The sequence below is a fragment of the Rhizobium metallidurans genome (assembly GCF_014196505.1).
GTDB lineage: Bacteria > Pseudomonadota > Alphaproteobacteria > Rhizobiales > Rhizobiaceae > Rhizobium > Rhizobium metallidurans.
On the sequence record NZ_JACIDW010000018.1, the window covers coordinates 1 to 18,458 of the forward strand.

General features: G+C 63.2%; 17 protein-coding genes and 1 pseudogene. 7 read left to right on the forward strand and 11 right to left on the reverse strand.

The window, feature by feature from the left end:
• From GGQ67_RS20320 to GGQ67_RS20340, 5 genes and pseudogenes are all read right to left on the reverse strand, one after another.
• Window positions 1–251 (reverse strand): annotated as a pseudogene (locus tag GGQ67_RS20320) (IS630 family transposase); the annotation flags it as partial.
• A gap of 80 nt (window positions 252–331) precedes the next feature.
• A complete protein-coding gene (locus tag GGQ67_RS20325; protein WP_183901953.1) occupies window positions 332–880 on the reverse strand; it encodes a sarcosine oxidase subunit gamma in 549 nt (182 codons plus the stop codon).
• Window positions 873–3,866: a sarcosine oxidase subunit alpha gene (locus tag GGQ67_RS20330; RefSeq protein ID WP_183901954.1), complete on the reverse strand. Its 2,994-nt coding sequence runs from the start codon at window positions 3,864–3,866 to the stop codon at window positions 873–875. Before GGQ67_RS20330 ends, GGQ67_RS20325 begins: the two co-directional genes overlap by 8 nt.
• Window positions 3,863–4,204, reverse strand: coding sequence for a sarcosine oxidase subunit delta (locus tag GGQ67_RS20335; protein ID WP_183901955.1), 342 nt, complete (start codon window positions 4,202–4,204; stop codon window positions 3,863–3,865). The genes GGQ67_RS20330 and GGQ67_RS20335 overlap by 4 nt, the downstream gene beginning before the upstream one ends.
• 12 nt (window positions 4,205–4,216) lie before the next feature.
• Window positions 4,217–5,470 carry a sarcosine oxidase subunit beta family protein gene (locus tag GGQ67_RS20340; protein WP_183901956.1) on the reverse strand — a complete coding sequence of 418 codons (1,254 nt, stop codon included), beginning with the start codon at window positions 5,468–5,470 and terminating at the stop codon, window positions 4,217–4,219.
• A gap of 294 nt (window positions 5,471–5,764) precedes the next feature.
• Between GGQ67_RS20340 and GGQ67_RS20345 the strand changes: the two genes are divergently transcribed.
• Window positions 5,765–6,034 carry a DUF2277 domain-containing protein gene (locus tag GGQ67_RS20345; RefSeq protein WP_183901957.1) on the forward strand — a complete coding sequence of 90 codons (270 nt, stop codon included), beginning with the start codon at window positions 5,765–5,767 and terminating at the stop codon, window positions 6,032–6,034.
• A 14-nt stretch (window positions 6,035–6,048) separates the two neighbouring features.
• Window positions 6,049–6,486: a VOC family protein gene (locus GGQ67_RS20350; protein WP_183901958.1), complete on the forward strand. Its 438-nt coding sequence runs from the start codon at window positions 6,049–6,051 to the stop codon at window positions 6,484–6,486.
• 14 nt (window positions 6,487–6,500) lie between these two features.
• On the opposite strand, the gene GGQ67_RS20355 is transcribed toward GGQ67_RS20350, so the two are convergent.
• The 3 genes from GGQ67_RS20355 to rpsU (GGQ67_RS20365) form a co-directional block, all read right to left on the reverse strand.
• Window positions 6,501–7,691, reverse strand: coding sequence for a vWA domain-containing protein (locus GGQ67_RS20355; RefSeq protein WP_183901959.1), 1,191 nt, complete (start codon window positions 7,689–7,691; stop codon window positions 6,501–6,503).
• A gap of 187 nt (window positions 7,692–7,878) precedes the next feature.
• A complete protein-coding gene (locus tag GGQ67_RS20360) occupies window positions 7,879–8,106 on the reverse strand; it encodes a hypothetical protein (RefSeq protein ID WP_183901960.1) in 228 nt (75 codons plus the stop codon).
• A gap of 32 nt (window positions 8,107–8,138) precedes the next feature.
• Window positions 8,139–8,378, reverse strand: coding sequence for a 30S ribosomal protein S21 (gene rpsU / locus GGQ67_RS20365; protein ID WP_018899825.1), 240 nt, complete (start codon window positions 8,376–8,378; stop codon window positions 8,139–8,141).
• A 706-nt stretch (window positions 8,379–9,084) separates the two neighbouring features.
• On the opposite strand from rpsU (GGQ67_RS20365), the gene rpsU (GGQ67_RS20370) reads away from it, so the two are divergent.
• The 3 genes from rpsU (GGQ67_RS20370) to GGQ67_RS20380 all read left to right on the forward strand — a co-directional run bounded on the left by rpsU (GGQ67_RS20370) (window position 9,085) and on the right by GGQ67_RS20380 (window position 12,259).
• Window positions 9,085–9,330, forward strand: a complete 246-nt coding sequence (gene rpsU / locus GGQ67_RS20370) for a 30S ribosomal protein S21 (protein ID WP_113197884.1) — start codon at window positions 9,085–9,087, stop codon at window positions 9,328–9,330.
• A gap of 180 nt (window positions 9,331–9,510) precedes the next feature.
• On the forward strand, window positions 9,511–10,323 hold the full coding sequence (locus GGQ67_RS20375) for a tetratricopeptide repeat protein (protein ID WP_425503819.1): 813 nt from the start codon (window positions 9,511–9,513) through the stop codon (window positions 10,321–10,323).
• Window positions 10,324–10,600: 277 nt separating this feature from the next.
• On the forward strand, window positions 10,601–12,259 hold the full coding sequence (locus tag GGQ67_RS20380; protein WP_183901962.1) for a sensor histidine kinase: 1,659 nt from the start codon (window positions 10,601–10,603) through the stop codon (window positions 12,257–12,259).
• A gap of 99 nt (window positions 12,260–12,358) precedes the next feature.
• Here GGQ67_RS20380 and GGQ67_RS20385 read toward each other — a convergent pair whose 3' ends face one another.
• The 3 genes from GGQ67_RS20385 to GGQ67_RS20395 form a co-directional block, all read right to left on the reverse strand.
• Window positions 12,359–12,583 carry an aa3-type cytochrome c oxidase subunit IV gene (locus GGQ67_RS20385; RefSeq protein ID WP_183901963.1) on the reverse strand — a complete coding sequence of 75 codons (225 nt, stop codon included), beginning with the start codon at window positions 12,581–12,583 and terminating at the stop codon, window positions 12,359–12,361.
• 173 nt (window positions 12,584–12,756) lie between these two features.
• Window positions 12,757–13,509 carry an N-acyl amino acid synthase FeeM domain-containing protein gene (locus GGQ67_RS20390; RefSeq protein WP_183901964.1) on the reverse strand — a complete coding sequence of 251 codons (753 nt, stop codon included), beginning with the start codon at window positions 13,507–13,509 and terminating at the stop codon, window positions 12,757–12,759.
• A gap of 180 nt (window positions 13,510–13,689) precedes the next feature.
• Window positions 13,690–15,996 (reverse strand): putative bifunctional diguanylate cyclase/phosphodiesterase, encoded by a 2,307-nt coding sequence (locus tag GGQ67_RS20395; protein WP_183901965.1) that lies wholly within the window; start codon window positions 15,994–15,996, stop codon window positions 13,690–13,692.
• 330 nt (window positions 15,997–16,326) lie between these two features.
• On the opposite strand from GGQ67_RS20395, the gene GGQ67_RS20400 reads away from it, so the two are divergent.
• Both GGQ67_RS20400 and GGQ67_RS20405 read left to right on the forward strand, forming a co-directional pair.
• Window positions 16,327–16,866, forward strand: a complete 540-nt coding sequence (locus GGQ67_RS20400) for a TRAP transporter small permease subunit (RefSeq protein ID WP_183901966.1) — start codon at window positions 16,327–16,329, stop codon at window positions 16,864–16,866.
• 21 nt (window positions 16,867–16,887) lie between these two features.
• Window positions 16,888–18,381 (forward strand): TRAP transporter large permease, encoded by a 1,494-nt coding sequence (locus GGQ67_RS20405; RefSeq protein WP_183901967.1) that lies wholly within the window; start codon window positions 16,888–16,890, stop codon window positions 18,379–18,381.
• Window positions 18,382–18,458: the final 77 nt, after the last annotated feature.

Sequence of the window (18,458 nt, forward strand, 5' to 3'; positions counted from 1 at the left end):
TCCAACGTCGTTTCGCCATGGGCAGCCATCCGCTCGCGGATCCAATCACCATGAGCCAAAAGCTTTGTACCACCAGGCGGGTGTCCCTGCTTGGCGGCGGTCAGGGAACCGCATGACCGATGCAGGATCATCATGTTGTTGACGAACCGGGGCGAAACCCGGAAATGCCGAGCGGCTTCGCGGTTGCTGTGCCCCTCATTCACAAACGCAACGACACGCTCTCGCAACTCGATCGGATGCGGCTTGCCCATGGTGCATCTCCTTCCATGGGATAAGTGAATCATACTTTAAGCCAAACGGGAATCCTGAATCAGGTTGGCTGCGACATGCTTTAGTGCCCCGCATCCTCCGCGCCCTCGGCGAGCAGGCCGAAGACGAAATCCGCGAAGGACCGCCAGCATTCCACCCGGAACGTATCCTCCTCGGTGCGCAGGAGCACGATCTCGGCCTTGCCGAACAGCGTGCGCGAGCAGGCGCCGACGGGGAAGGCTTCGAGCGACAGGTCCTGCGGGCAGCCCGTGGAGATCGTGGTCCCGGCGCCGGGACCGGAGACGATGACCGCGACGTTGCGGTGCGAGACGTCGGTCGCGGAATGCGCGACGCCCACGTCCTTCAGCGCCGCCATCAGGTCGGCGCCGCTTTCGTCGATGACCAGCCATTCGTCGGGCCCGAGCCAGAGCGCGGCGCGGCCGCCCTTGCGGCCGGAGGTCTTCGGCGCGTCAGGAACGGTCACCCCGAGCGCCGACGACAGGGCCGAAAGCGATTCCGCCGGCGCGCGCAGCGCCACGCGCGTCGCGTTGGGCGCCGCCGTCAGCCTGACGCTGGCCGAGCCGCCCTGCTTATTTGCGAGAACGGATGTGCGAACTGCCGTATCAGCCATTGATGCGGCCTCCTTCCTTGTCAAAGAACACCATGTCCGTCACCTCGACAGCGATCGTCTTGTCCGGCATCGGCACGTAGAGCGTCTCGCCCATGCGGCTGCGACCACCGGCAACGAGCGCGAACGCGATCGACTTTCCGAGGTTTTCCGACCAGTAGGACGAGGTGACGTGGCCAAGCATCGTCATCGGCTTCGGCTCGTTCGGGTTGGCGACGATCTGCGCGCCTTCCTCGAGCACCAGCGTCGGATCCTTGGTGACGAGGCCGACCAACTGCTTGCGGCCTTCCTTGACGAGATCCAGGCGCTTCAGGCCGCGAATGCCGACGAAGTCGGTCTTCTTCTTCGATACCGCCCAGTTGAGGCCGGCATCATCGGGCGTCACGGTGCCATCCGTGTCCTGGCCGACGATGATGTAGCCCTTCTCGGCGCGCAGGACGTGCATCGTCTCGGTGCCGTAGACGCAGGCGCCGAGCGGCTCGGCGTTGGCCCAGACGGCTTCCAGAACCGACTGGCCGTAATCGGCCGGCACGTTGATTTCGAAGCCGGTTTCGCCGGTGAACGACACGCGGAAGAGGCGCGCCGGAACGCCCATGACCGTGCACTCGGCAACGCTCATATGCGGGAAGGCCTCGTTGGAGATATCGACGCCATCAACCAGCGGCGCGATGATCTCGCGCGCCTTCGGACCCTGCACGGCGATAACAGCCCACTGCTCGGTCACCGAGGTCAGCCACACCTTCAGATGCGGGAACTCGGTCTGCAGATAGTCTTCCATGTGGTTCAATACGCGCGGCGCGCCGCCCGTCGTCGTCGTCACGTGGAAGCGATCGGCGGCCAGACGCCCGACGACACCGTCGTCATAGACGAAGCCGTCGTCGCGGGTCATGATGCCGTAGCGGCACTTGCCGGGCTTCAGCGTATCCCAGGCGTTGGTGTACATCAGGTTCATGAACTCGGCGGCATCGGGGCCGACGACCTCGATCTTGCCGAGCGTCGAGGCATCGAACACGCCGGCCACATCGCGCGCCGTCTTGCATTCGCGCGAGACCGCCTGGTGCATGGTTTCGCCGGCGCGCGGGTAGAACCAAGCGCGCTTCCAGTTGCCGACATCCTCGAACACCGCGCCCTGGGCTTCTTCCCACTGGTGCAGCGGCGTCTTGCGCGTCGGGTCGAACAGCTCGCCACGCGAATGCGCGATCAGCGTGCCGTAGGTCACCGGCGTATAGGGCGCGCGGAAGGTGGTGAGCCCGACCTGCGGGATCTCCTTGCCCAGCATCTCGGCGGCGATCGCCAGACCGTGCATGTTGGAGAGCTTGCCCTGGTCCGACGCCATGCCGTTTGTCGTGAAGCGCTTGATATGCTCGATCGAGTGCATCCCCTCGCGCACGGCAAGGCGGATATCCTTGGCGCAGACGTCGTGCTGGAAATCGATGAACGCCTTGGCGCTGGTCTCCGGACCTGCCCCTTCGGCCGCACCGATCATGCCGCCGGTCCACTGATGCGCCTGCTCGGACGAAATGCTGATCTTGCCGGTGGGCGCCTTGCCGGCGGCCTGCGCCATCAGCTCGCCCGCTGCCAGCGATTCCTCGATCGTGCGCTGCAGGTCGTCGGTGCCGTTGCAGGCGCCGACGGAGAGGCAATCCTGGGCATAGGTGCCGGGCAGGAAGCGCTGCGTTTCCGGCTCGAACTTCACCTTCCCGCGCGACTGCGAGAACAGGTGCACCGAAGGCGTCCATCCGGCCGAGACCAGCAGCGCGTCGACCGCGATCTTGCGCGGCGAGCCACCGCCGTTGCGGGCGACGGTCATCGATGCGATGCGCAGCTTGCCCGAGGTGTTGACGACCGACTGGCCGGTGAGAACGTCGATACCCAGCGAACGGGCCTCGGCCAGAACATCGGCGCCCGGCGTCTGCCTGGTATCCACGATCGCCGCGATCTCGACGCCGGCGCGCTTCAGGTCGAAGGCTGCCTCGTAGGCCGAGTCGTGCGCCGTATAGACGCCGACCTTCTGGCCGACGGCAACGCCGTACTGGTTGAGATACATGCGCGCGGCCGATGCCAGCATGATGCCCGGACGGTCGTTGTTCGGGAACACCATGTGGCGTTCGATGGCGCCATTGGCGAGGATCACGCGCTTGGCGCGCAGCTGCCACAGACGCTCGCGCGGCAGATGGCGGCTCGGGTTGGCGATATGGTCGGTCACGCGCTCGGCGAGACCGACGAAATTGTGGTTGTAATAGCCGAAAGCGGTGGTGCGGGTCAGAACCTGCACATTGTCCATCGCCTTCAGGCTGGCGACCGTCTTCTGCGCCCACTCGTAGCCGGAAAGGCCATCGATCTTGACGCCGCTGTCATAGCGCAGCGCGCCGCCGACCTCGGCCTGCTCGTCGCAGAGGATGACCTTGGCGCCGGTCTGCGCCGCGGCGAGTGCCGCCGAAAGACCAGCCACGCCGGCGCCGACGACGAGCACGTCGCAATGCGCGTAACGGCCGGCATAGTGATCCGGATCGGCTTCCTTCGGCGCGACGCCGAGGCCGGCCGCGCGGCGAATGATCGGCTCGTAGAGGCTCTTCCAGGCAGCCTTCGGCCACATGAAGGTCTTGTAGTAGAAGCCGGCCGCGAAGAACGGCGACAGCAGGTTGTTGATGCCGCCGATATCGAATGAAAGCGACGGGAAGCGGTTCTGCGATTCGACGATCATGCCGTCGAACACTTCCTGCACCGTGGCGCGCACGTTCGGCTGCTTGCGGGCGGCATCGCGCGACACGTCGATCAGCGCGTTCGGCTCCTCGGCGCCGGCCGACAGAATCCCGCGCGGGCGGTGATACTTGAACGAGCGGCCGACCAGATGGATGTTGTTGGCAATGAGAGCCGAGGCGACGGTGTCACCCTCGAGCGCGGTATAGGTCTTGCCGTCGAAGGTGAAGCGCGCGGTCTTGGCGGGCGTCAGGCGGCCCTTGCCTGATATGCGGTTCGCAGCACTCATTTCGCTTCTCCTTCGAGCTGCTCATAGGTCTCGACGGGAGCATGGGGCGCGGCGGCGGCACCGATATCGGGCTTCGGCTCGCCGGCCTTGTACGTCATGATGAACTTGTCGCTGATCGTGTCGCGCGCCGCGTTGAAGAAGCGGCCGCATCCGTGCTGGTGGCGCCAGCGTTCGAAGATCAGCCCCTTCGGGTTGTCGCGCAGGAAGAAATACTCCTCGAACTGTTCGTCGGAGATTTCGGCGATATTGGTCGGGCGGGCGATATGCGCGTCGCCGGCGCCGCGGAATTCGAGCTCGGAGCGCTCTTCCTGACAGTATGGGCAATAGATAAGAAGCATGATGTCCTCGTGTCAGTGCGCGACGGCTGCGGCGGCGGCTTCGTCGATCAGACGGCCGGTGCGGAAGCGGTCCAGCGTCAGGCCGGCATTGAACTTGTGCGCCTCGTCGCGGGCGATGAGGTGCGCGAAGAGATTGGCCGAGCCCGGCGTCGCCTTGAAGCCGCCGGTGCCCCAGCCGCAGTTGACGTAGAGCCCCGGAACCGGCGTCTTCGACTGGATGGCCGAACGATCCGGCGTGTTGTCGACGATACCGCCCCACTGGCGCATCATCTTGACGCGGCGGAACATCGGGAAGAGCTCGCAGATGGCATCGAGCGTATGCGTGATGATCTGCAGGCCACCGGTCTGGCTGTAGGAATTGTACTGGTCGGTGCCGGCGCCGATGACGAGCTCACCCTTGTCGGACTGCGAGATATAGGCATGCACCGTGTTGGACATGACCACGCAGGGGAAGATCGGCTTCAAGGGCTCGGAGACAAGCGCCTGCAGCGGGCTCGATTGCAGCGGCACGCGCACATCGGCCATCTTCATGATCGTGGTCGTGTGGCCGGCGGCCGAAACGCCCACCTTCTTGGCGCCGATGAAGCCGCGCGATGTCTCGACACCGGTGACGCGCCCGTCGGGGCCGCGGCGGATGCCGGTCACTTCGCAGTTCTGGATGATGTGGACGCCGCGATCGGACGCCGCGCGCGCATAGCCCCAGGCAACCGCATCGTGACGCGCCGTGCCGCCGCGACGCTGGAGCGCGGCACCATTGATCGGATAGCGGGCGCTGGCGGAGATATCGAGCGGCGGACAATAAGCCTTGGCCTGCTCCGGCGTCAGCCATTCATTGTCGATGCCGTAGAGACGGTTGGCATGGATATGGCGCTTGAAGGACTGCTGGTCGTGCACATTGTGCGACAGCATCATCACGCCGCGCGGCGAATACATGACATTGTAGTTGAGATCCTGCGAGAGGTTCTCCCAGAGCTTCATCGAATGCTCGTAGATGTGCATGCTCTCTTCATAGAGATAGTTCGAGCGGATGATGGTGGTGTTGCGGCCGGTATTGCCGCCGCCGAGCCAGCCCTTTTCGAGCACCGCGACATTGGTGATGCCGTGCTCCTTGGCCAGATAATAGGCCGCGCCCAGGCCGTGCCCGCCGCCACCGATGATGATGACGTCGTATTCGGCGCGCGGTTCCGGCGAAGTCCACTGCTTGTCCCAGCCCTTGTGCCCTCTGAGAGCCTCACGTGCCACGGCAAAAACCGAATATCTGCGCATCCGCCTTGATCTCCTTGCGGGGAAAATCCCCTGTCGCTGGCCATACAAATCGCAAATCCAAAAGCGGCACAACGTTTCTTTTGCGACGCCGACACGCTTTTGTTTTGACACGGCGCAAGATTGCTTGGGATGCGGCGGAAAATAAGGCGAAGACCGCCCTTGCGATGCCCGCCGGACGTCATATATCGCCCAGACTGGCGATGTCGCAGATTGCAATCGCCGCCCCCTCGCCTAGCTTTCCCATGAAGTCACGCGCCGCCACCGTGCGGCAATGGCGAGAAAGGGAGGCAAGGCATGTGCCGGAATATCAAACCCCTGTTCAATTTCGACCCGCCGGCAACGGATGCGGAAATCCATGATGCGGCGCTGCAGTTCGTGCGCAAGCTGAGCGGCACAAACAAACCGTCGAAGCGCAACGAGCAAGCCTTCGAGGCCGCCGTCGCGTCGATCGCGGCCTGCTCCCGCGAACTGATCGACACGCTGGAGACCTCGCAGCCGCCCCGTGACCGCGAGGAGGTCGCCGCCAGGGCGCGCGCGAAATCGGCGCTTCGGTTCGCATCGTAAGGGAGTTCGCGCGCATGACCGTCAGACGCATGGACAATGTCGGCATCGTCGTCGACGACCTCGACGAGACGATCGATTTCTTTACGGAACTCGGCCTCGAACTCGAGGGCCGGACGACCGTCGAGGGAGAATGGGCCGGACGCATCACCGGGCTCGGCGACCAGCACGTCGAGATCGCCATGATGCGCACGCCCGATGGCCACAGCCGCCTCGAACTTTCCCGCTTCATCTCCCCTGAAATCGTCGCCGACCACCGCGACGCCCCGGTCAACGCGCTGGGCTATCTGCGCGTCATGTTCGCGGTGGAGGATATAGACGACACGCTCGAACGGCTCTTCAAACGCGGCGCCAGCCTCGAAGGCGAGCTGGTGCAATACAAGGATGCCTATCGGCTCTGCTATATCAGAGGCCCCGGAGGGCTGCTGATCGGCCTTGCGCAGGAACTGGATTAGGCGCGCCCATCGTCTCAATTCGTCAGCCGGCTCGTCGACTTGGTCGCGGCCTCGCCGATCGAGCTGAAGGCCGATGTCAGCGCGTCCATCGTATTCGGTTCGTAGTAGTTGCTGTCGGAAGAGGCGCAGAATTTCAGCAGCGCCTGACCCTTGTCCGGCGCCATGAAGGCCACCGTGTAGATCTTGATGCCGGCCGCCTTGGCGTTGGAGCATTCGTCGCGCACCGACTGGTCGAGCTTGCTCACCCAACTGCTGGTATCGCCCGTCATGTCGCCGTCGGTCATGAGCACGATGATGCGGTCCGAACTGGTGTTGAGCTTCTTCGCCTGCTCGACGCTTTCCGTGTCGGTGCCGTAGAGGTTCTTGGCGATGTTGGCATTCGCCGTTTTCATCGCGGCCGTCGCGTCGGTGCCGTTGTTTGCCGCGATGACGATGTTCTTCACGTGGTCGCGGGCGTTCGTCGTGCCCCAGGCCATCGGCGACTGCCCCTTGATGCTGCTGGTATAGGAAATCGCGCCGCTGCGGACATAGCGCGTGTTCGGATCATACTTGTCGAGCGAATCGAACAGCTTGGCCGCGGCGATCTTCAGCGCGTCGATCTTGCTGTAATAGGCCGGCTGCGTGCCGATGCAGATGCCGAGCAGATAGATCGCGCATTTCGTACCGTTCTGCGTGGTCGTATCTCCGGCCATGGAGCTGGACGCGTCGAGCACCAGCTCGATCGAGATGCCGTTCTTCGTCGTCCCCGAGCCGCTTGTGGTCTTGCTGGCGGCCGCGACCGTCATCGTATTGCCGGCGATCAGAGCGCTGAGCGGCGTCAGCGTCACCGGCATCGAGGAAACCACGTTCACCACGAAACTCTTGCCGGACGAGGTGGTCGTGGTCGTGATCGACACCGTGGCCGCCTTCTTCGCGGCGGCCGCGGCCGTGCTGCCCGCTATGCCCGCGATCTGGCCGGACAGGAAGTCGAGCCCCAGCGCCTTGCCGGATGTCTCGTCGGCCACCCCGTTGGCAAGCGCCGTCGAGACGGCAAGGGCCGACGCATCCGTCGCCTCCTGCAACTGGCGCTGCGACAAGGAGAGGTTTGCGGTATCGACCGCCAGCCCGGCGACGCCGACCAGGATAGGCAGCACCAGCGCGGTGGTGATGCCGAAGTTTCCATCCCGGCGCCCAAGAAGACGCTTTATGTCCTGAACGTACAGCATGCCTGAAAACGGGCAGGCGGCGCGAAAGTGCCATCGGACGTTGAATCGCGCTTAACCGGAGGTAAGCCGATCGAGGCGTCCGGGTCATTTTAGAACAATGGAATGGATTGCGGCGGCCGTGGACAGGCCGGATAGCGGCCCGCTCCCGATAGGCATGGCCTGGCGAATGCCGGGAGGAACGACGCGATCAGGCCCGCGACGCGGTCTTCGGCGTTGCCCGCTTCTTCTTGGCGGGCTCGACCTCAGGCGGGGCTTCGGCAGCGCGCTGCAGGCGGAGAGCCTTGAGCTTCTCCGTCTTCAATTCGCGAGCCTGGGCCTCGGCTGAAATGATCGCCCTGGCCGTCGTGTCGGTCACGACAGCCTTGTCGCGAGACGAGAGCTTGGCCTGATTGAAGATTTCATTGTCTGAAGTCATCTGCGCTCTCTATCTCTTCGTTGGGCCGGCTCTTAGCGAGCCGGACGCACGGCCTTCTTCGGCGCGGGCAGCAGGCCTTCGCGCTGAAGCTTCTTGCGGGTCAGCTTGCGCTGGCGGCGAACGGCTTCGGCCTTTTCGCGCACGCGCTTTTCCGACGGCTTTTCATAGGCGCTGCGCGCCTTGAATTCGCGGAAGAGACCTTCGCGCTGCATCTTCTTCTTCAGGACGCGGAGCGCCTGGTCGACATTGTTATCCCTGACGAGAACCTGCAAATTATATTCCTTTCCTGCGGCAACGGATTGCCGGTTGTTGACGAGCCGAAAGCTGTTTCCCGCCCTTGGCGCCATGGGTGAGGCCGGGATGACTTGAGCGGCAATCGTCGCGGTTTCGTGTCTGGCATCGAGGATGCCGGCTAAGTGGTGTCGAAAACGCCTGCGCGATTTCGCGATCGCCTGAGCGACCCTGATATCGAGACCCAGGGCCCCGAAACGGACTGAACTGCTACGCCCGGGATCGAGATCCCGAGGCGGCCGGCAAAAAGCCGATCCTCGCAGCGATACCGAAGATCACTTCCAATGCGAGGCATTTCCCGGCAGTTGCGTGCCGGATATGATCGATTTTGAGAGGAGATCTGACGGAGCCCGATAGGCTCTTTGACAAAGGTCACAAGCAATGGTCGATGGTTGGATTATAGTGCAAAAGGCGGCCGATGCAAGGAACGAACCCGAATTAGCCGCGACACCCTGGCTTTACGGGGCTTCAGGCTGCCTGACGGCGCGCCATGAGGGTGAAAATACCTTTTGCGCGGATACGAGCCTGGATTGCAGGGTTTTTTCGGCTGAAACCCGCTGATCCATATGGACTTCGCCCAAGCGATCTGCTATCCCGCACACCAATCGCGAGGCGCTGCCGCGCGGAATGAACATTTTTTGCCTCTGCCATCGGGATGATCAGGGGCATCAACCGAACCAAAGGAACGTGATTCTCGTGCAGGTACTCGTCCGCGACAACAATGTTGACCAGGCTCTCCGCGCTCTCAAGAAGAAGATGCAGCGCGAAGGTATTTTCCGCGAAATGAAGATGCGCGACTACTACGAGAAGCCTTCGGAAAAGCGCGCCCGCGAAAAGGCCGAAGCTGTTCGTCGCGTTCGCAAGCTGGCACGCAAGCGTCTTCAGCGCGAAAGCGGCGTTGCTCCTTCGCGCGGAGCTTCTTCCGCACGCTAAGGCGTTCCGTCGTTATTTCGACGTTTTCAGATGCATGTTGGCGGGGGCGATCTGGTCGCCACCGCCTTTTTTGTTTGCTGCTTCGCCCGCCCGTCTGAGATTGGCCGGCGGTAATGGGGAAAACGAGCCCGCATGGCTGATACGATGTTGAACACCCGACCCTTGCGTTCGTCGAAGAAAATGATCGCCCTGCCCGTGATGGCGGTGGTTTCGGTCCTTGCCCTCGCCGGCTGCAACACGAACAGCACCTCCGATGCCGTCATCCGCATCGACAAGGCTCAGGGCTCGCAGGAAAACATCGCATCGCTGACCTCCGTCATCAACGCAAATCCGCGTGACCCAGAGGGCTACAACGTTCGCGGCTCCGCCTATGGTCGCGGCGGCGATTTCCGCGCGGCGTTGAACGACTTCAACACCGCCTTGCAGATCAACCCGAAATTCTACCAGGCCTACGCCAACCGCGCCCTCGTCTACCGCAACATGGGCCAGCAGCAGCAGGCGATCCAGGATTACAATTCGGCGCTCCAGATCAACCCGAATTACGACGTGGCCCTGATCGGCCGCGGCAACGTCTACCGCACCGCCGGCCAGGACGACGCCGCCTTCAACGATTTCAACAAGGCGATCCAGAACGGCACCACCGACGGCCGCGCCTATCACAATCGCGGCCTGATCTTCCAGAAGCGCAACCAGCAGGACAAGGCGATCGAGGATTTCTCCAGGGCGATCTCGCTGTCGCCGAACTCGCCGGAGCCCTACAACGGTCGCGGCATCTCCTACATCGCCACCAATGACGACGACAACGCCTTCGCCGACTTCAACCACGCGATCGAGCTGAACGGCAATCTCGCCGAGAGCTGGGCCAACCAGGCGCTGGTCTACGAGCGCAAGGGCGACAAGCAGAAGGCGGCGCGATCCTATCGCCAAGCCATCAACCTCGACCCGAAATATCAGCCGGCCAAGGATGGTCTCGCCCGCGTCAGCGGCGCCTGATCCACCAAACGGCGGGAGCGATCCTATGCTCGCTCCCTTCCGGCCGCGCGGCGTCAGCTGACGTCGCAAAGGACGATTTCCGACAAATGGCCGCGGGCATGCTTTAGTGTGTTGCAAGCGATCCCCCCTGCCCCTAACATGCGACGGGTTCGATAGCAGGCTATCGGGAGCGTGATGGCGCGTTGAGGGCGGATGTCGTGGTTGAAGTCTGTGCTGTTACCTGTTGGAAACCCGCGCCCGCGGCTGCCGGCCTACCCTTCGAGCGGTGCCCGTGCCGATGAAGCGTAGCTTTCGTTTTTTCCCCAAGGCCTCGATCGGCACCTACCTGATCGCGATGGCGGTGGCCGTGGCGCTGCCGATCTTCGCGCTGGTGGCGCTGCTGCTCGGCCAGCTGGAAGACAGCCAGCGTTCGATCCTGAAGCGCGAGACCGCGCAGGACGCCACCGCCCTTGCCCGCACCGTCGATCGCCAGCTGCAGGACATGGCGACGACGCTGCGATTGCTGGCAACCTCGCCCGAGCTCGAGACCGGCGATTTCGAGGCCTTCCACAATCGTACCGAAACGGCGATGCGCGCCAATACCCTGTATGTGCTCGCAACCGACAAGACCGGCCAGCTCCTGTTGAACACCCGTGTCGACTACGGCACCCCGCTCGGCAAGGTGGCGAACCTGCCATCCGTAGAGGCGGTCATGCGATCCGGCCGCATCGAGGCCTCCGACGTCTTCATGGGCCGCACCAGCGGCGAATGGGTCTACAACGTCGCCATGCCTGTCGATGTCGGCAAGGTCGCGGCGCTGATCATCACCCAGAACGCCAGGGATCTCGCCAGGCTGGTCTCCACCGAGGGCCTGTCGGCCGATTGGTCGGCGGCGATCCTCGACCAGAGCGGCCAGGTGGTCGCCTCGGCCGGCGCCACCAGTCTCGATTTCGGCAAGCCTTTCGACCCCCGCATCCTTCCGTCGCTGATCAATTCCAGCGGCGTCTACGAGGACCGCGTCGTCATGCCGAACGCTCTCCTCGGTTATGCGCAGATCCCCGGCTGGTCGTGGAAGGCCGTGGTCTGGGGGCCGGTCGCCACCGCCCAGGCCTCGATCCTCACGACATGGCGCTTCCTGATCATCGGCGGCATCGCGCTGTTTCTGGTCGCCATCCTCGGCGCCTATGTCGTCGCCCGGCAGGTTCGCTCCACCATCCGCGCCATCGCCGACATGGCCAACCGCATGGGCGAAGGCCATATCGTCTCGCCGATCGAAACCAGCGTGATCGAGGCCAACCGCGTCGCCGTGGCGCTCTCCAACGCTTCCTTCGACCGCAGCCAGACGGAAGACCGGCTGCATTTCGTCATGAACGAACTCGTCCACCGCACCAAGAACCTGCTTGCGCTCGCCCAGGCGATGATGCGCCAGATCGCCCGGCAGGCTGGATCGGTGGAGGAATACCAGGCCGCTGTCGCCGATCGCCTGGAAGGACTGGCGCGTTCGATCCAGCTTCTGACCAGCGAGCAATGGGCAGGCGCGTCGCTACGCCGCGTCATCGACATCCACCTCGAAGCCTTCCCGCACGCCCTGCAGCAGATCGAGGTGACCGGTACCGATTTCATGCTGAAGCCGGAGGCCGTGCAGAACCTCGGCCTCACCTTGCATGAACTCGCCACCAATTCGATCAAGTACGGCGCGCTCTCGGTCCCTCAGGGCCGCGTCAGGCTCTACTGGCAGAGCATTCAGGAAAACGACCACACCGAGGAGATGCTGCGCGTCGTCTGGGACGAGCGAGACGGCCCGCCGGTGACCGCCCCGGAGCGCTCCGGCTTCGGCACGACCGTGATCAAGAACCACGCCGCCGCCGCCTTCAGCGGCAGCGTCCATGTCGACTTCCGGCCGGAAGGCCTGCGCTGGGAACTGACGGCGCCACGCCGCGTCCTTCAACGCGACTGAGGCCCTCGCCCGCCTGAGTAACAGGCACGAACGAAAACCGGGCGGCCATCCACCCGGCTCCATCATGTCGAACTATCGTGAAAAGTCGCCGGTCGCCGCTTAGCGCAGCAGCACGAGGCCGGCGATGAAGACGATCAGCATCACCACGATGCCGCCGAGCAGGCCCGCGCCGGCGAAGAAGCCGGCGGTCATGCCGAGCAGGAGCGCGACGAGGAACAGCGTGCCGAACTTCGCGGCCGCCAGGAACATGCTGTAGGTCTGCTCGTGCGCCGGATAGTCCATCGGCGCGCCGACTTCGGCGGGTCCGCTATTGTGCTCGGCCATGATTGTCATCTCCCTGAAACCCCGGCCGGCATCATGATGCGGCCACATGACTTTCTCGTTCGCGCGCTCCCATGCGCGAACGTCCCGTTAGAGAAATTGCACAAAGCCCACGAAAGCGCAATGCATGAGAATGCCGCGGGCGGGCGGCTTTCCCATGCATCGTGCTGGATTGTTCAGAGCGGCAGATCGGTACCGAACTGGCCCTCGGGCACGAAGCGCGCCGTCGGAATGATCGTCAGCGGCGGCAGCGTGTCGTTGGGGTTGCGCGAGAACATCATGCGCTGTTCGCTGGCGCTGGAGATGAAGAAGGGATAGCGCGTCAACAGCTTGCGCCCGACCTCGATGACATTGGTCGCCATCAGCGTCATGTCGATCCCGTAATTCTTCGCCAGCTGGCCGGGCACGATGGTGTCGGCGTAGAAGACGCGCTTGTAGAACGCGGCATGCGGCGGCCGGCAGAACTGCAGCACCCGGCTGGCGCGGAAATAGGCCGCGGCGACGATCGACGGACGCAGCGTGAGATAGGGGATCCAGGAGAGATCGGCGGTCATTTCCGGGTCGGCGGCGAAGCGTGCAGGATCGATCAGCGTCAGGCCGGCATCGAGCATCGCGTCCATTGCCCAGGGAAAGGCGCCGCCCGATTGGCTGAGCCGATGGTCGGGTGTCACATAATGGATCCGGACCGTGCTGACCATTTCCCCATAATAGTACAGGCCGAAAACATAGGCGTGGCTGTCGAAATCGCTGTCGTCGAGCAGCCCCTTGGGAGCCAGCGCCAGCACGTCGTGCGCCTTGTAGGCCTTGTAGCGCAGGCGTTCCACCTGTGCCAGGTCCTCGTTGCTTTCAACGCGGCGGTATTCGACATTATCGAGAACTTCAAGAATCTTGCGGCTGAAATCACTTGCGTTGGAATGTGATCCTGACATTGTGCCCGTCCGTTCGTTAACGGGTTATTAATCATCCGAACACGAGCCGAAACGCAAGATTTTAACGTAAATTTAATCGTATTTAAGTTGTTAAGGTTAATGCGCCGCAATCATCGCGCAACGGTGGAAGCCAGCGGTTGCGATGGCGGCGACATCAGCGATGATCAGAAGTGGAAAAGCTCAGGCGACGTTGTTGCGCCGGCGCGGCAACGGCGTGCGGCGGCCGATCGCCTCCTGCAGCAGCGCGACGTTCTGCGCTGGCACCGGCGGCGAGAAGACGTAGCCCTGGACGAGATCGGTCGCCCGGTACTTGTTGAGCAGCGCCAGCTGCTCGGCGGTTTCCACGCCTTCGGTGACGATCTTGAGCCCGAGCTCGCGGGCAAGATTGACCGTGCCGCGCAGAAGCTTCAGCCGGCGGCCGTCCTCCACGATGTTGCGCAGGAAGGAGCGGTCGATCTTGATGATGTCGAGCGGCAGCGTATCCAGATAGCTCAGGCTGGAGAAGCCGGTGCCGAAATCGTCGATGGCGATGGTGATGCCGCTGTTGCGCAGCTCCGCCAGGATGGCGCGCACCGCCGCCGGCTCGTCGATGAGGCAGCTTTCGGTGATTTCCAGATGCAGCCGCGCGGGGCTCAGCCCGGAGTTTTTCAGCGCTTCCGAAACCACGGCGAGAATGTCGTTGTCGCGCAGGTCGCGCGCCGAAAGGTTCACGGAGACCGCGATGTGATCCGGCCAGGTCATGCAGTCCACGCAGGCCTTCATCAGGATGAAGCGCGTGATGTCGGAGATGATGCCCATGTCCTCGGCAAGACGGATGAACACATCCGGCGGGATGGCCCCCTTCTCCGGGTGCACCCAGCGCGCCAGCGCCTCGGCGCATTCGATGCGCGATCCGTCCGCCTTGAACATCGGCTGATAGGCGATGTTGAGACCGTTGGAGGCCACCGCCTCACGCAGGTCGGCCTTCAGCTTCTGCTTTTCGATATAGCGTCCGTCCATCTCGCGTTCGAAGCCGGAAATGCCGCCGCGCTCCTTGGACTTGCTCTCGAACAGCGCGAGATCCGCCTTGATGCTCCATTCGTCCATCGCGAAGGCATCGCTTTCGAGGATGGCGAAGCCGGCCGAGAGCGACACCAGGAAGGTGACGTCGTCGGCCTCGTAATTGCCCTGGATTTCGGCGTGAACGCGGCGGATCTCGGCGTCCATCGCTTCCGCGTCCTTGGCGTGCGGGAAGAACAGGATGAACTGGTCGCCCATCAGGCGGCCGACGATCGCCTTGCGCGAGCGCTCCTCGATGCGGTTGGCGATGGCGCAGAGCAGCCGGTCACCGGTGATGTGGCCGCGCATGTCGTTGACATGCTTGAACTCGTCGATATCGAGCACCATGAAGCCGAGCGGGCCACGCTTGCGCGGATGGCGGTTCAGGTAATCCTGCACGAGGTGGCTGAAATATTCGCGGTTCGGCAGGCCCGTCAGCGCGTCGTAGCGCACCATGTGCAGGATCTTCTGCTCGGCCTTCACGCGGCTCGACACGTCCTCGAAGATCAGCACGGCGCCGCCATCGGCGCGGCGGCTGGCGGAGAATTCGAGCGACAGGTCCTCGGGGAAATGGATGAGCATGCGCGACAGCTTGCCCTCCGCGACATGTGTCATCTGCCGCAGGATGAGTTCCGGCTGCGAGGAATCCATGAAATTGTAGCGCGCCCCGTAGCGCAGGACGGCGCCGAGATCGCGGTCCTTCAACCGCTCCGGCGCCCCGATCTTCAGCAGTTCGCAGGCCTTGCGGTTCACCACCTGGATGCGGTTTTCCGCGTCCACCATGACAAGCCCGTGCGGCATGTTGTTCAGCGCCGTGTCGAACCGGTCGGCGATAGAGGTGATCTCGCGCCGCGCGATGACGTTCTCGTAGAGGAACTCGCGCACGCCGTTGGCCATCGCCCGGGTGGTCAGCCAGAAGGGAATGAGGAAGACGGACAGGATGCCGCGATAGAAATCCATCGCCATCAGGCTGCAGATGATCATCGGCAGGCAGCAGGAGAAGGTCTGCAGGTCGACGGCCATGCGCGAACCGTAGTTGCGCCCGACCACCGAAACCATGGTCGCCATCGTCACCGAGATGCTGGCGAGCTCGGAGAAGCTGTCGTGCAGCATGAAGATCGCATAGCCGCTGCAGATGCCGAGCAAAGTCGTCGTGCAGGCGGCGCCCGCCACCAGTATCCGCTCCCAGCGCTCGATGTCGGCACGCGACATCGTGTCCTTGTCGACACGGTCGAACTGGCGGAAGGTGATCATGCGGGCGCAGAAGACGAGGAAGAAGCCGCCGGCCAGCCAGAGGTAGACGCTGGAGCCGGTCTTGAATGCAATGGCCAGGCAGGTCGCCATGTGAACGATGACGCCGGCGAGCAACGTCATGCGGTTTCCCGAGAGGGAACTCACAAACGAGAGATATACATCCGTAGGGACCCTGCTCGGGCTATCTGGCTTCATCCAATATTTTCCCTGTACCGCAGCACCCTACCGCCAACCCTTTAAAAATTGATTTCTGGTCACCCGCACATTTGGTTGATTTTTCTACAATCCTGGGGAGAGTAGAGCTGAAAAATTGCTGTTTTTGCAGCCTTACGGGGATGTTTCACAATAAGGCGGTCCACCTAGAGGTTGTCGCGACCCGCACCGGCAAGCGCAGCTGGCGGTTCGCCGTCTATATAAGACTATAATCCAACATCGGGGCTTTCCGCTTTCAATTCCCATGCCCCTGATCTACGAATCGGGGCGGGAGAACATGGGATAAAACCCGTGAAATAGGAGGGGGAAGGCATGCCGGTTTTTCTAGCCGTCAGCCGGCTGATCGATGCTGTCAGCCAGTTCATGGGCAAGCTGTCCGAATACATGGTGCTGCTCTGCTGTCTCATCAGCGCCGCCAACGCGCTGATCCGCTACACCTTCAACTACAGCTCCAACGGCTGGCTCGAGATCCAGTGGTATCTCTTCGCCTTCGTCGTGGTTCTCGGCGCCGCCCACACGCTGCGCATGAACGAGCATGTCCGCGTCGACCTGATCTACGGCTCGGTGTCGGACCGGGCGCGTCTGTGGATCGATACGATCGGGCTGATCGTCTTCCTGCTCCCGGCCTGCATCTTCCTCACCTGGCTGTGCTGGCCCTTCTTCTGGCTCTCCTACATGCAGAACGAGGTCTCCTCCAACGCCGGCGGGCTGATCCGCTGGCCGGTCAAGCTCATCCTGGTGGCGGGCTTCGGCCTTCTGACGCTGCAGGGCTTCTCCGAGCTGATCAAGCGCATCGCCGCGCTGACGGGTCACCTCGTCGTCGAGACCAAGTACGAAAAGCCGCTGCAGTAACCGCGACCGGGAGGAAAGCCTTTGTTCGATTTCGGCATCATTCCGCCGGCCATGTTCGTGGGCATGGTCCTGTTCATGCTCTACGGTTTCCCGGTCGCCTTCTCGCTCGCCGCCGTCGGCCTGTTCTTCGGCATCATCGGCATCGCCACCGGGCATTTCAGCGAGGCCTTCCTGCAGGCGCTCCCCCTGCGCTTCTTCGGCATCGTCTCCAACGACCTCCTGCTCGCCATCCCCTTCTTCACCTTCATGGGCGCCATATTGGAGCGCTGCGGCCTGGCGGAGGATCTGCTCGAGGGCATGGGCAAGCTCTTCGGCCGCGTGCCCGGCGGCCTTGCCTACGCGGTCATCCTCGTCGGCGCGGTGCTTGGCGCCATCACGGGCACGGTCGCCGCCTCGGTCATCACCATGGGCGTCATCTCGCTGCCGATCATGCTGCGCTACGGCTATAGCCCGAGGCTCGCCACCGGCGTCATCGCCGCATCGGGCACCATCACGCAGGTCATCCCTCCCTCGCTCGTCCTCGTCGTTCTCGCCGACCAGCTCGGCAAGTCGGTGGGCGACATGTATCTCGGCGCCATCGGCCCCTCGATCCTGCAGGTTTCGATCTTCATGATCTACATCCTGATCCTGTCGATCGTGAAACCCGCCTCCGTGCCGCCTCTGCCACGGGAGGTGCGCGGCGATTTCACCTGGGCGCTGCTCTTCAAGGTGCTGTCGGGCATGGTGCCCTCGATCGTACTGATCTTCCTCGTCCTCGGCACCATCTTCATGGGGCTCGCGACCCCCACCGAGGCCGGCGCGCTCGGCGTCGTCGGCGCCATGGTGCTTGCCGCCATGCACCGCCGCCTGACCTGGCCGCTGATGCAGGAGGCGATGCGCTCCACCATGCACATCACGTCGATGGTGGTGATGATCCTGATCGGCTCGACCTGCTTCAGCCTCGTCTTCCAGGGCATGGATGGCTCGCGCTGGATCGAGCACATGCTGTCGGGCATCCCCGGAGGACCGGTGGGCTTCCTGATCTTCGTCAACATCTTCATCTTCGTGCTGGCCTTCTTCCTCGATTTCTTCGAGATCGCCTTTATCGTCATCCCGATGCTCGCCCCTGTCGCCTCCGCGCTCGGCATCGACCTGATCTGGTTCGGCGTGCTGATCTGCGTCAACATGCAGACCAGCTTCATGCACCCGCCCTTCGGCTTCGCGCTCTTCTATCTGCGCTCGATCGCCGACCGCGGCGTCAAGACCTCGGACATCTACATGGGCGCCCTGCCCTGGGTCGGCATGCAACTCATCCTCGTCGCCATCGTGATCTTCTGGCCGCAATCGGTGACCTATTGGCTGAAGAAGGGGCCGGAGGTGGATCTGAACACGATCAAGATCGAGGTCCCCGGCTTTGGCGGCAACGGGCTTGGCCTGCCGCCGATGGGCACCCCACCCGGAATGCCCGGCCTGTCGCTGCCGCCGATGAACGGCTTGCCCGGACAACCGCCGGCACAGGTGAAACCCGCGCAATAAAAGAAGTCCCCTCCCCAACCCCTCCCCACAAGGGGGAGGGGCTAACCCGGGCTCAACGTCTCAGTACGACAGGGCGA

Bases quoted from the DNA above. Each gene is read 5' to 3' on its own strand.
- GGQ67_RS20325 (WP_183901953.1), bottom strand. From the start codon at position 880: ATGGCTGATACGGCAGTTCGCACATCCGTTCTCGCAAATAAGCAGGGC.
- GGQ67_RS20330 (WP_183901954.1), bottom strand. From the start codon at position 3,866: ATGAGTGCTGCGAACCGCATATCAGGCAAGGGCCGCCTGACGCCCGCC.
- GGQ67_RS20335 (WP_183901955.1), bottom strand. From the start codon at position 4,204: ATGCTTCTTATCTATTGCCCATACTGTCAGGAAGAGCGCTCCGAGCTC.
- GGQ67_RS20340 (WP_183901956.1), bottom strand. From the start codon at position 5,470: ATGCGCAGATATTCGGTTTTTGCCGTGGCACGTGAGGCTCTCAGAGGG.
- GGQ67_RS20345 (WP_183901957.1), top strand. From the start codon at position 5,765: ATGTGCCGGAATATCAAACCCCTGTTCAATTTCGACCCGCCGGCAACG.
- GGQ67_RS20350 (WP_183901958.1), top strand. From the start codon at position 6,049: ATGACCGTCAGACGCATGGACAATGTCGGCATCGTCGTCGACGACCTC.
- GGQ67_RS20355 (WP_183901959.1), bottom strand. From the start codon at position 7,691: ATGCTGTACGTTCAGGACATAAAGCGTCTTCTTGGGCGCCGGGATGGA.
- GGQ67_RS20360 (WP_183901960.1), bottom strand. From the start codon at position 8,106: ATGACTTCAGACAATGAAATCTTCAATCAGGCCAAGCTCTCGTCTCGC.
- GGQ67_RS20375 (WP_425503819.1), top strand. From the start codon at position 9,511: ATGATCGCCCTGCCCGTGATGGCGGTGGTTTCGGTCCTTGCCCTCGCC.
- GGQ67_RS20380 (WP_183901962.1), top strand. From the start codon at position 10,601: ATGAAGCGTAGCTTTCGTTTTTTCCCCAAGGCCTCGATCGGCACCTAC.
- GGQ67_RS20385 (WP_183901963.1), bottom strand. From the start codon at position 12,583: ATGGCCGAGCACAATAGCGGACCCGCCGAAGTCGGCGCGCCGATGGAC.
- GGQ67_RS20390 (WP_183901964.1), bottom strand. From the start codon at position 13,509: ATGTCAGGATCACATTCCAACGCAAGTGATTTCAGCCGCAAGATTCTT.
- GGQ67_RS20395 (WP_183901965.1), bottom strand. From the start codon at position 15,996: ATGAAGCCAGATAGCCCGAGCAGGGTCCCTACGGATGTATATCTCTCG.
- GGQ67_RS20400 (WP_183901966.1), top strand. From the start codon at position 16,327: ATGCCGGTTTTTCTAGCCGTCAGCCGGCTGATCGATGCTGTCAGCCAG.